Annotated in this window: 3 protein-coding genes; all 3 read right to left on the bottom strand. The window is 45.1% G+C overall.

The features are described from left to right. Window positions 1–100 precede the first annotated feature (100 nt). Window positions 101–2,062, bottom strand: coding sequence for a SusD/RagB family nutrient-binding outer membrane lipoprotein (locus ACTTKA_RS05210; protein WP_442724233.1), 1,962 nt, complete (start codon window positions 2,060–2,062; stop codon window positions 101–103). An 11-nt stretch (window positions 2,063–2,073) separates the two neighbouring features. Continuing rightward, window positions 2,074–5,208 carry a SusC/RagA family TonB-linked outer membrane protein gene (locus ACTTKA_RS05205; RefSeq protein WP_442724232.1) on the bottom strand — a complete coding sequence of 1,045 codons (3,135 nt, stop codon included), beginning with the start codon at window positions 5,206–5,208 and terminating at the stop codon, window positions 2,074–2,076. A gap of 441 nt (window positions 5,209–5,649) precedes the next feature. Beyond that, the gene (locus ACTTKA_RS05200) at window positions 5,650–13,806 is read right to left on the bottom strand and encodes an InlB B-repeat-containing protein (RefSeq protein ID WP_442724231.1); all 8,157 of its coding nucleotides are present in this window, start codon (window positions 13,804–13,806) and stop codon (window positions 5,650–5,652) included. Window positions 13,807–13,824 lie beyond the last annotated feature (18 nt).

Here is a 13,824-nt window from a genome sequence, read left to right as displayed (position 1 = left end):
GCATCTACATCACACCGTCCTGAAAATAACAAAGGCTATCCGTCAAGTTCTCACTTTCAGGATAGCCCCTTGTTATAAAGCGATTAAGCTTTTACCGTGATTAATGTTTTGCCCACCAGAGCGGAGTAAACACCTCATTTTCTCCAAGTTTCTCTATCGCTTGTTTATATCCTTCCGGATTACTATTCTCTAAAGAAGACGGGTATTTTATTCTTTGTGAAAAGAATTTATAACTCTGACTGTTTTTCACATTGTCTTTTGTCAGCCATGTCATTCTCGTCAACGGTTTTTCAACCGCAGGATTTTCAAAGAACGGAAGTCCTAATCTTCTATGGTCGCTCCACACTTCTAACGCCAGCCAAGGCATTTGCGCAATATACTTCTGTGTAATAATTTTGCTTAAATGATCATTAAGTGCTTTTCCATAAAGCGTTTGTGAAGCAACCGGATACTTATACGTGTATTTTTCCGCCTTATGAGTATATCCGTTTACAATATCCATTTCCACAGATGCCGGAGGCTCTGCCGTATGATCCCAGTTAACCGATGTACCCACGCGGTTGTAATCTTCCGATTTCAGATAGTCGCTAAGTTTTGATTCGTCTGCCTTATTATAAGCAAAACTTGCTTTGATACCATTTTCATATGCAGTCTTGGCAGGCATAGCAACATTCCATCCTCTGAGAGCTGCTTCCGCTATCAAAAAGAAACTTTCCCAGTTTCCGAAAAACACACGATAGTTTTCACTTTTACGATATTGTTTTGAGATTACAGGGGCTGTCTTGTAAGATACCGAAAGCGCACCGTTGGCCGAACCTGCATCTCCCCAGCTTCCATTAGAATAGCCATTGATCGCATATTTTACATTGATCGAGTCCACTTTTGTTGGTTTGGCGCCTTCAGGAACCTGCTCCGCAACTTTATACAGATAGAAAATCGAATCTTTGTTTACAACATCTTTACCATCTTTTTTAACGGTTGTAGGATTAAAGCTATGTTCATCATCCAAAGGTAACGTGTAAACAGTAAAGAAACGGGGATCTATACTATAAGGCAAACCATCCATAAAGAATCCGGTATAGGGATCGTTCGTATAAGAAGGCCAATGATCCTGCAGACGACGTCCCAGATAGTTCTTAGCCTTAATATAAGGTTGGTATTTAGCAGCCGTCAGAAGATCGGATGTTTTCACACCACCTAACCCAACTACAATATTTGCAAACGTTGCTCCCATTGTGAAAGTATTCCACCCACGAGACATGACTCCTGCCAGAGGATCCCACCCATCACGTTCTTTGACACGGAATACATCATCGATAGATGATATGTAGCTGTTCTTTGCAGCATCTTCAAATTCCGCTTTCGCTTTTGCAGGGTCTACTTCCGATAGACGCATGGCTAAGCGCATCCGCATCGAATTGGCATATTTAACCCATTTCGCAAAATCAAATTCGTAAGCACGATCGAATTTCTTCTCGCTGTCTTCCGGTTTTATGGAAACATCAATTTTCGATTGAGCATCTTTCAATTCCTGAAGCATGAAATAATATACGTCTTTCACGCTTGAATACGTCGGTGTTTTTGTTTGGAAAGCATCCAGAGGAGCCGGTCCGAAATTATCCGTAAATTCGCTTAACAAATAGACATACCAGATACGTCCGACTTCTTTCATGTTCTTTGTCATGGCAATATCATGCGGCGCGGTAAGTTTGTTTTCGGCAAGTTGTTTATCTGCCAGATCCACCATCTGTTTAGCCGATTTCATCCAATTGGATATATAACTATTCAAATAATCATGATTAAATCCGTCATTACTATTTCCCAGCGAAATATAACCAAATCGTTGCATTCTGGCAGCGTCCATCCAGTAATAGACGAATATGCGTTCATGGATATGAGGATCCATTTGAGCATCCGTAATCGATTTATTAAGCATCCACATCACGTTGATCTGATCTTCGGATGCTGCATTAGGATCATTGTTGATCTCATCGAAATCGGAACAAGCGTTGGCAAGCACCAACAGTCCCGTCATAAAAATATAATTAATTATCTTTTTCATTGTTTATTCTTTTAGAAACCGAGTGTAACATTAAATAAATAAGTACGAGATGTAGGAGGAGCATATGCCTCAAAACCGACAGCATTGGTACTGGTTGCAAACACAGACTCCGGGTCTACCCCATTCAGATGGCTCGATATCATCCACACGTTATTGCACGATACGCCTAATTTAAGTTGCTTAAAAGGTGTACTGTGCAACATGCTCTTTGCAAATTCATAGTTCAACTGTACATTACGTAAACGAACGTTGGTCGCACTGTAAATATTGGCTTCGGAGATTCCGAGGTTTCCTGTCTGACCGGTTACTCTGCCCCAATATTCCTGCGGTGTCGTTTCTTTCTCATTCACTTTATATCCACCTTTACCGTCGGCTACGACTCCATCGACAATAAATTTCTGGCGTTCTCCGTTCGGAGCAGTGATGGCAGCCGATCCTGAAGCTTGCAGTGTATGGTTAGTCGCCGAAAAAATGTCTCCCCCTATACGGGAATCAATAAGAAAACTCAACGAAAAGCCTTTATAACGGAATGAATTGGTCAAACCGAATAACATATCCGCCTGCTGATCTCCCACTTTTTTTATTTTATTATCTCCGACGGGAAGACCGTTTTCATCGACAATGATTTTTCCGTAATATGGACTTTTTTCATCCTCGACACGTTGATAAGTTGTTCCGTATATTTCACCGTAATTACCTCCCACCGTAGCATACACACGCAAGTTATCGTATCCGCCCAGCTGATAAAGTTTCACCCCGTCTGTCAAATCCTTAATCGTGTTACTGTTTTTCGAGAAGTTGGCCTGAATATTCCATGCGTAATCTTTTGTCTGTACGGGATATCCGTTAATCATTAACTCAAAACCCTGATTTTGAATATTTCCAGAATTGATTTTCTTCGAAGTATATCCGCTCATCGGGTCGGTAGGCAGATTCAACAGCTGATGGGTTGCGTTTGACTTATACCATGCAAAGTCTACAGCCAGACGGCTGTCAAAGAAACGCATTTCGGTACCGATTTCCCATGAGGTAATCAACTCATTTTTCACCGTAGGATCATATAAAGTTCCATTTGTTCCGGCCGTTGCATGATTTTCGGGGTCTTTACCAATCCAATACGTATTGTACAGTTGATACGGATCAAGGTCGTTACCGACTTGTGCCCACGAAGCACGAACTTTCGCATAATTGAACCAGTTCGGCATACCATCTCCTTCTTCTCTCAGCATATCGCTGATGACCCATGAAGTACTTAACGAAGGATAGAAGAACGAGCGGTTCTCGGGAGACAGAGTGGAAGTCCAGTCGTTTCTGAATGTCGCATCCAAAAACAAATACCCGCCGTAATTTACCTGAGCCGTTCCATAGAGCGAATTAATTTTCTTTTCCGAGTATTTACGGCTCGCTTCAATTTTGTTCTTTGCATTGCCGAAAGTAAACAGATCCGGCACCAATAATTCATCAGGATTGGCATGAACACCGGTATGTTTGCGATGCATCAGATTGCCGCCAAATGTAGCCGCTCCACCCCATTTACCCAAAAGATTATCCTTCTGTGCACTGATAAGAAAACTGAAGTTGTTCTCATAGAATTTTTCTTCACCAAAACTGTAACGTCCTGTTTCCGTCAACGGACTTTTTCCATAGGTCTTGTTTTCATACTCGGTGAAATAAATATCTGTTCCGCCTCTTATCTCGGCATTCAACCAATCTGTAAATTCATACTTCAACGAACCGAACAAAACGAATCGCTCGCGCTGATCATGACTCAGTTTATAGTCTCTCAGCCAATATGGGTTGATTGCGGAACTTTTTCCCCACCAAATCATTTTTCCATTTTCATCAACGGCAGAACTGAAATCACGAATATCCATCGAACGAGGTAGACTGTACATAGTCAAGAATGGATTGGATGAGTTTTTTCCACTCACCGGACGGTTTTTGGCATCTGTCTTGATATACTGAACCTTTGTATCGAGTGTCCACTTATTATCCTTTCCGAACTTGCTCACTGCACGTCCCGTCATATTCGTACGACTGAGGTTTGCACCCGGAATCTTACTTTTATCGTCCATACGACTCACAGACGTATAAACAGATACATTATTGTATTGCTGCGAAAAAGCGATATTCTCCGTTAAGTTCGTACCCGATTTGTCAAAGTAATTATTGATGTTATCGTAAGCCTGCATCTGAGCTTTTTCCTTGTTCCATTTATCATATTCCTGACCGGTAATTTTCGGGCCCCAGCTCGATCCAGATTCAGCATTGTAAACGCCGTTTTCTCCTTGTCCAAACGTATTCTGCAATTCAGGATGCACAAAAATGTTTTCAAAAGCAACGGACGATGAAATCGTAATTCCCAGACCTTCCGTCTTACGCCCACTCTTTGTCGTTATGAGGATGACACCGTTACCCGCACGAGAACCATAAAGAGCCGCAGCCGAAGCACCTTTCAAAACTGACATGCTTTGGATATCTTCCGGATTAATATCGGAAAGACCGTTTCCCATATCGGCAGAGGGATTCCAATAGTCATTATTATCAGCCCCAGTGAAGTTATCCATCGGTACACCATCCACTACAATAAGGGGTTGATTCAGGTTGGTCACCGAGTTATTACCGCGGATGACAATTTTAGACGAAGCACCCGGCCCATTGCTCGATTTGATGACTTGCAACCCGGAAATCTTTCCAGAAAGGGCGTTGGCAATATTATTTTCACGAGCTGACACAATATCATCTCCTTTTACTTCCTGAATCGCATAACCCAGAGCTTTTTTATCACGCTTAATACCCAACGCGGTCACCACCACTTCGCCCAGCACTTCGCTGTCTTCTTCGAGTGTTACGTTAATTGTCGTTTGGCCGTTGATCGCAATTTTCTGAACTTTCATACCTACGTAGCTGAATTCGAGACTCGCTTTACTGCTAACACCCGCCAGCGTGTAGTTTCCGTCAATATCCGTCACCGTACCCTGACTCGTACTCCCTTCCACCATGACGGTAGCTCCGGTCAAAGGTTCATTGTTTCGATCCGTCACGGTTCCCCGCACGGTAATCGTCTGCGCCGATAGCGAAAGGGTCGAGATACACAGCAACAGTGCAAGCAGACCTCTCGCTCCAAAAAGTTTTTTTACTTTCATGCTTTTTTGTTTTTAATTATACTAAGTATACTCATGTTAAAAATATCCAATCACTCTCGTACAAAGCAGAAACATGCGGATATGTCATATCCTGAATGATTATCTTCAAAAAATGCGGCATAAAATGAAGTTTGTTCTCTTTGTTTGCAATGTATATCTTTTAAATTGTGTTGACGGGACAAAGGTAGGCCTATATTTTTTAACAACACAGCAAGCGTTTTATGTTTTACAACATAAAAAACATATTAGGGGATTCGTTTCAAAAATTGTCTCCAAACTTCTGAGATTGACAATATTTTATCTCTAAACACGCCCTAAGCAACGTGGCAGTAACGTAGCCCCACATGATATAGCTTACGATATACAAAAAAAGCTGCCCACATAAAAATTTACGGGGCAGCCTCTGATCATATCAATTTGGAAAACCGGAGGAAAAACGATTTACTCAACCATCACTTTGTAAACCCGACCATCCATGACTACAGTATAGAATCCTGCGGCTAACGGAAGACTCGTATTACCTTGTGGAATCATCTGCTGAGTATGGAGCTTCCCATCAAGCGTATAAAGCTGCATGATGGTGGCATATTGAGCTTCGATATAGAGATGTTGTCTGTTCGCCCATACCTTATGCTGAGGCATCAAGGTGTTGGAAACAGGGCTGACCCCATTGATCGACACATTCAATGACTCCCAGACTTTCAAGATGGTTACGGTTACACTGCCATCACTGTTTTTATTCATAATGATACCGTGTTTGTCACGAACGGGAATACCGGTTGTTACAGTCAGATATTCGAGACTGTATCCTACTTTCGGCCGTACGGTAAAGACAAAATTATCTTGTCCCTTCACCATATGTATACCAGGTCCCGGCTCGGTGATCAGTCCCGGCACTTCGGGCAGAGTGACTGAACGCGAGAGCGGTCTGAAAACGAGGTCTCCCGCATTGAACTCATAGGCCCCGATATCCACACGGCTCTCGCTGATACGTTCCTTATGATTCAAATCGAAACGTAAGCCCGAATGGTACGATGACTTCGGATGCTGCAAAAGTATATCCCAAGGCGTTTTGATCAGCAAGACAGCTCCATTATAGCCTCCTTCTATGGCAGGACTTGAATGCGAAAACTTGTAATCTCCGCGACGCATCGTCACGCCATCATCTTCAAATCCCTTACGCAAAAACAGTGGATTCCGATCCATATTACCCTGGCTGTCTCGTCCGAGAGCAGCATTCCATTTGCCCGAAGCCATCGAACCGCCGATAATGCTGAATGCGTAAAGGGGAGAACCGCCGTCGTTAACCACCTCATTCGTCTCCGGCGTACCTTCGGTAGACACATTGCCCCAGATAATCGTATTCGTGATTACGGGACTGCTTGCCTTGTTATACAATCCACCGCCACGCTTAGCCTTGTTGCCACTAATGGTCACATTCACTATACTCAGGTCACCACCATCATTGTAGATACCGGCGCCTTCGGATGACTGGTTTCCGCTGATTTCAGTATTGACAATCAGCGATGCCGGATAACCATGTAACGGTGCAGGCTGATAGATTCCTCCCCCCTGCTTGGTGGCTACATTATCACGGATAATAGAGTTCGCTACCGTACCCGAAGCACTTTCGTAAAGCACACCGGCACCTCGCTCGGCACGTCCGTCTTCAACCACAAACCCGTCGATACGGCTTCCCGTCGAATTCATGATTTTCCACACCGATGCGCCGTTTCCTTTTACAACCGTCGCATGCTGAGAAATGTTACGTTGATACAGATATTCTTCCGTTCCTTCGAAACCGCCATAAATCTCGATACTGTCTTGCAAAATCTCAAAGGCTCGTCCGGACACTGGCCGATACGTTCCTTTAGCCACCCAGATACGATCGCCCACTGTAGCATGTGCAAGCGCGTCAGTGATGGTCAGGAAAGCATCTTGCCATGATGAACCATCCTGCTGTCCGCCTGTCGCCCGATGATTGACGAAGAATCCAAGCGAACGCTGACCGATCTGAATATTCGTAGATAAGCGCTTGCTGCATTGGATTCCGGCATACGTGAATGTCACGTCGACGGTAACAGACTTCTCACCCATCATTCCCCAAGTAACCATTAGCGAATCAGCTGAAGATTTTCGAATGACCCCTCCTCCGGAAACACTCCAGTTCGAAGTGACATGCGGCCACATCTCGCGCGGAATATCGAGCACAAATTCCTGCGCACGGTTCAATTTGGCCCCTGTCGTCGTAATATAACGGATTGAAGAGCGATTGTTTTCCATCAAGAAGTAGACATGCAATGTGTCATTGATGATCTTTGTTCCATAGTTTGTGCTGCACACATAACGTCCGGATTTCATTGCATCAATGTTCTTCGTCGTCAGTGTCCGTCCGTCGGGTAATATCCATTGCCAGGATTTTCCCTGCGGATCGCCATACAGGATACGCGGTCCCTCACACACAAACAATGTGTCATTGATATTGCCCGGATGGTTATTGTTCAGACTGTGCAGGCTCTTGGTCCAATGTGCATCGAAGTTCAGTTCGCCAGTCGTTTGATCCGGAATCGTAAATGTCAGCGTCATCGGAACCGTTGGCATTTCACGACACGTCCATCCGATAAAGACTGTATTCGGGTCGAGATGCGTCGGTTCGGTTGCGACATTAACCGGCAACTGTGTCACGTTATAACTAGATGGATTTCCCGGTACATGAATACCTCCGTCCAAATGATAATGCAAGGTATAGTTATTCAACTCCCACGTAGCCGTAAAAGTCAGGTTACCCGGTACGCCCGGCATCGTATTCTCAATCCGGAACGGATCCGTTGTTCCCGGCAATCCGTGCCCCGTCCAGCCCTTGAAGGTATATCCTAAACGGGTCGGGTTCAAGTCTACGTCAAGTGGCAAATCCGTCATATTATATCCTGCCAGATTAGATGGAATCGTCGGATTTACCCCATTATTCGCATCAAATGTAATCGTGTAAGCATTGGCACTCCAGTTGGCCGTGTAGTTCAATTCGCCCGTCGTACCCTGAGGAACCGTAACGGTAGTTTGCGGCACGGAACCGTTACTACCGGTCCAACCTACAAACGTCCAGCCGCTCCGTGTCGGAGGCACCAAATTAAATGTAGGAGATTCAACCGTGTAGGACGTAATATGACCGGCCCCAGCCGTTCCATTGTCGAGCGTATAATGAATCGCATACGTAATCGGATTCCAATGTGCCGTATAGGTCAGGTTCTCAGGCGTACCCGGCGTAGAGAACGTACTTGCCTGAACGTTGATGGTCTTATCCGCAACGGTTAAGTCGTGTCCCGTCCAACCCGTAAAATCATATCCTGTACGGGTCGGTTGATTGGCTGAAGCGGTCGTATTTATTGTAAACGGCACATCCGTAATCTTGAATGTCGACTTGTTTGGCGTAACCGGTGCCGTCCCATTATTCAGGTTATACGTAATAGTATATCCATTTTCCGACCATGTAGCCGTATAATTCCGCTGTCCGATAGAACCGGTGGGAATTGTCACCGATGCAGACGGAGCAGTCAGGTCGGTACCTGTCCAACCAGCAAATGTATATCCCGTGCGAGTCGGATTGTTCAACGTAATGGCAGGAGTTGTTACCTGATACGACGTAGGATTAGTTGGATTGACTGTCCCTCCATCAAGTGTATATATTATATTATAAGTAATGATGTTCCATCCGGCCACGTAGACAAGATTACCCGGCACGGTGGGGGTAGCATCCGTAATGCTGAAAGGCGCTGTCTGATTAGTCTGTCCGGGGCCCGTCCAACCGGTAAAGTCATATCCCGAACGGGTAGGTGTCACGCTGATATTATTCAAAGGCAAGTCGGTCATATTATATCCTAACCATCTCGTCGGTATATTAGCCGGATTCACGCCCTGATTCGGATCAAATGTAATCGTATAGGCATTAGCCGTCCACGTAGCCTTATAACTTCTGTTTCCCGTCGAACCTTGCGGGATCGTTACAGACTGGCTGGCAGACGCTAACTCTGTGCCCGTCCAGCCGACAAACGTCCAACCCGACTTCGTGGGATTGATCAGTGTAATATCATTATCGGTAACCTGATACGTTGCAGGATTACCTGCCACCATTCCTCCGTCGAGGTCGTAACTGATATTATAGGTAATGATATTCCAGCCGGCATTATAAACCAGATTACCGGGAACACCGGCTGTCGTCGAAGTAATCGTAAACGGTGCCGTCTGATTCGTCTGTCCGTGTCCTGTCCAACCGGCAAACGTATAGCCTGTACGAGTAGGTACTACGTTCGCAGTAAGCGGCAAAGTCGTCATTTTGTAACCGGCCAGATTAACAGGAATCGTAGGATTCGTCCCTCCATTTGCATTGAACGTAATCGTGTAATCATCAGCTGTCCAGATTGCCCGATAAGTCTGATTGGTATGTGAAGCCGACTCTTTTGCGATTGTAATAGACTGGCTTCCGCTTGCTCCGGCTCCTCCAGTCCAGCCGACAAAGGTCCAGCCGGGTTTTGTAGCTGTTACGCTAAATGTTTTCGGAAGCTGGGTATCGTCAAACTGCACAGGCGCACCAGGGGATACCGTCGTAAGCGGTGTTGTACCGTTATCGTCAACATACTTTATCGTATAGGTAATAGGTGTCCACGTAGCGGTATACGATCGCGCACCGGTAGAACCGGTCGGAATCGTCACGTTCAGTGTCGGTGTAGTGAGCCCTGTACCTGTCCAGCCGGCAAATGTATAACCAGATTTGGTAGGAGGAGTCAACGTGATTGGAGCAGACGTCACCTGATAGGTTGACGGATTAGCAGGAGCTCCCACAGTTCCACCATCGAGCGAATACGTAATATTGTAATTAATTACCGTCCATTTCGCTTTATACGTCTGATGGGCATGAGAAGCCGCAGCTTTCGGAATCGTAACATCAGGTGTTCCCCCGGCTCCGGCTCCTTGCTCCCATCCTTCGAATGTCCAACCGGCTTTAGTCGCCGTTACGGTAAAAGCCTTCGGTAACTCTGTGTCATTAAACTGTGTCGGAGCTCCCGCCGATAATGCTCCGGCAGGCAACTCTGTCGTTCCGTTATCATCTACATATTTAATTGTATACGTAATCGGAGTCCATGTAGCCGTATAGGTCCGGTCTCCGGTAGAGCCTAACGGAATCTGTACCGACGTAGACGAACCGGCAATACCCGTTCCGGTCCAGCCGGCAAACGTATAACCCGAACGACTCGGATTATTGAGCGTAATCGTAGGGGTTGTGACATAATATTCATCCGGGTTCGGCGTAGTTATCATCCCTTCAGCCAGATCGTAAGTGATCGTGTATCTGTCAGCCGTCCATGTAGCCGTATACGAACGATGCCCTACCGAGCCCTGCGGAATCTGTACAGACATGCTTGTTCCCGTAATATCTGTTCCCGTCCAGCCGGCAAACGTATAGCCTGTACGCGTAGGGTTGTTGAGCGTAATCGTGGAAGTTGTATAGGTATATGTCGCTGGATTTGCGGTTGCAACCGTTCCGCCGCCCAAATCATAATTTAAGTTATACGTATCCAGGGTCCATTGTGCCGTATAGGTCAGGTCGCCGGGTACTCCGTTTGTCGTAGAGATAATCGAGAACGGAGCCTTATGATTCGTCAGGCCGTGTCCTGTCCATCCGTTAAAGGTATATCCTGTACGCGTAGGTGTCACACTGACGCCACTTAACGGTAACTTGGACATATCGTAACTTGTCCATTCCGTCTGAATAGCAGGATTCACCCCATTATTCGGATTGAATGTAATCGTATAGGTTATCGGCGTCCATGCAGCAGTATAGATCTGATTTGCATGCGTGTTGTTTGGAATAGTAATCACTTTTCCACCATCAGATCCGACACCGCCCGTCCAGCCGGTAAAAGTCCAACCCGGTTTGGTCGGTTCATTATTAATGGTAAGCGGCAACTGCGGATCATTGAATTGCGTCGGTGCTCCCGGAACGGTAATGTTAGTTGAACCATCCCGATACGTAATGGTATAATTAATCGGCGTCCAGTTAGCCGTATATTCGCGATTTCCGGTCGATCCTCGCGGAATCTTAACGTCCATCACCTGACCGCTTAACCCCGTTCCGGTCCAGCCGGTAAACGTATATCCCGAGCGGGTAGGCTTGTTTATGCTCAACTCGGCCGATTCGATGGTATAGTTCGCCGGATTCGAAGCCGTTCCTCCGTTCAGATGATAAATCAATGTATAATTGATCGGCACCCAATTAGCCATATACGACAAGGCTTGCGGATCTCCCGAAGGAAGAAATACGGCATTCGTTACATGTACGTTCTTTATGGCCGAAGTTGCATTAGGACCTGTCCAACCGGTAAAATCATAACCGACACGGGTGGGTTGGTTAGCCACTGCCGTAGAGTTAATATCAAAAGGTACCTCCGTAATCTTATAATTGGCTTTATTCGGTGAAGCCGGAGCATTACCAGAATTGTAATTATATGAAATGGGATACGTATTTTCGGTCCAGTTAGCAGTATAATTTCTATTTCCGGTAGATCCCTGAGGAATCGAAACCGAAGTGTTAGGAGCTGTTCCGTTGCTGCCAGTCCAGCCCGTAAAAGTAAAGCCGGGTTTTCTGGGAGCTTTCAGCGAGAAGCTCGGCGTATTCACGTCGTATAACGTCGGATTTGTACCGCCCTCCTCTACTCCACCATTGAGTGTATACACAATCGTATAGTTGTCAAGTCCCCAGTCGGCACGGAGTGTAAGGTTCTTATCCGTATGTAGAGGAATAACAAATGGTTTGGCCGGAGTTGTAATATTTAACTCCTGACATGTCCATCCCTTAAAAGTGTATCCTTTACGTACCGGTTCATTAGCAATCGTCACCAACTGATCATATAAGAAAGTGGTCGGATTGGCCGTAGTCGGTGCTGTTCCTCCATTATATTCGTATGTAATCTTAAGCTTGGGATGCACCTTGATTGTAAATGTCTTGGGCGTTCCGGGACAAGCACCTTGGGGAGTAGCAGTAATCGTAGCCGTAATCGTAGCCGTACTCTCGTTTTTTGCAGTAAACGAAGGCAAGTTCCCATTTCCGGAAGAAGCATTCAGACCAATGCTCGTATTCGAATTCGTCCAATTCACAGTCGCATTGGTTGGATTCGTTGCAAACGTTATGGCTGGCACAGTCTGTCCGTAATGGTATTCCAGATTCGGCAAATTCGTCGTAATCGTAGGACGAACCTCATCATCCTGAATGGTAATCGTTGCCCGATTGTTTGTCGGACTTTTTTGTATCAAATCATTACATTGACCGGGGTCATCAATCGATATTTGGAAAGTACGGTCAGTATTACATTCCGTATTACCTTTGATTGTGATATTATTCAGTGTTATTTCTTTCGCTGTGCTATAATCTCCGGCAGGAATAGTAACCCCTTTCACATAAGTAAAATGAGAACCTTGCTGGGCAGTACCGTTATGTAAGGTAAAATTACATACCTGATCCTGAGTTAACCGTCCTCCAGTGACACGAATTTTAACGGTATTGGTTGTATGATCACTGTTTCCTTCAGATTCGGAATAAGCATTAGAGGTAAGCTCAATCATTACTGCAGAAGAGGATAATCCGGAAACCGAAGGATCATTCACCGGTGTATTATCAAATTCTCCTCTATTATTTCCGTAACCATGCAACACCTGCTTGGCAAATACTTGTCCGGCAGAAGTAAAAGGCCCCATCGTAAATTCTACAGCAACCCCATCATCCACACACGTTGTGTTGACTGTATTCGACAATTTATTTTCAGAAACCAAATTATTACGAGAACCGTAATATCCAGTATAATAACTTCGGAAGCCGTTCTTTGTTTTGAAACCGTGAGTGGAAGGATATGTCGGATTATTTTCTCCACCACCACAGCTACCTCTGTCTGTTGTTAACCGGTAGTTTCCTATAAGCTCACCTGTGTTGTTTATAGATCGATAGCCTCGTGAACCGTCTTTTCCCAAAATATAAGCATCATGAGATAAATAAAGATGTAGAAGTTGATTCTCTCCGGAAGCAGACAGATTAGATGCAGCTCTTACAAAATAATCTACATAGAAATAGTTATTGGGATGCGTATAAGTCACATTGATTGTCACATAGAACAAATCCGATGAGATAGTAGACCGTACCCATCCGGTAATACTGGTCGTATACGTATTGCCATTCTGTTGTACAGGGGTCGTAGAGCAAGCGGTCAAAGTTGCCGTTGAAGCATTATATGAATTCCCCTTACTGAAACGGAATGTCAGAGGCACTCCCCCCGTAGCACCATTTGGCCAGACATTCGCACAGCAATACTGAGCCATTTTATTTCGATAAACCGCTAACGCTCCATTGGTATTTACCTGAATTTTCAGCCCATCATTTAATCCGGCTCCTCCGGATGGATTGATAACCTGAGCACTCTGCGCCCATATTCCGACATTAGAACATAATATCAAACACGCCATCAGCCAGAAACGCAGCATATTTTTATACACATTTTCTGTTATGGTAATAGTGAAGGTGTTCCACCTTCGTCGAACAACGTAAATTCCTTTCATTACTATTTTTATTGATTT

The organism is Tannerella sp. (assembly GCF_052170195.1).
GTDB lineage: Bacteria > Bacteroidota > Bacteroidia > Bacteroidales > Tannerellaceae > Tannerella.
This window is presented reverse-complemented; position numbering and strand designations above follow the sequence as displayed.